Origin of the sequence: Bacillus cereus group sp. N12 (assembly GCF_016483575.1) — a bacterium.
Lineage (GTDB): Bacteria > Bacillota > Bacilli > Bacillales > Bacillaceae_G > Bacillus_A > Bacillus_A toyonensis.
In genome coordinates this window covers 1-235 of record NZ_JAEHBO010000286.1, presented here as the reverse complement: position 1 = coordinate 235, position 235 = coordinate 1, and the positions used below count along the sequence as shown (strand labels likewise).

Genomic DNA, 235 nt, shown 5'->3' with positions numbered 1-235 from the left:
TTAGGACACGGCGTAAAATTTTTCCGACTGTCGTTTTCGGCAGTTCATCTCTAAACTCATATACTTTCGGCACTTTATAAGCCGCTAAATATTTACGCGCAAACTGGTTTAATTCTTCCTCAGAACACTCCGCACCTTCTTTTAACACAACAAATGCTTTAACTGTCTCTCCCCTGTACGGATCGGGAACTCCAATCGTCACCACTTCTTGCACTTTTTCATGCTCATATAATAC

1 protein-coding gene is annotated in these 235 nt (G+C 41.3%); it reads right to left on the bottom strand.

All coding sequences use genetic code 11. The features are described 5' to 3' along the window. On the bottom strand, window positions 1–235 hold a 235-nt coding region (locus JDS92_RS30510; protein ID WP_472926315.1), incomplete at both ends, for an AMP-binding enzyme.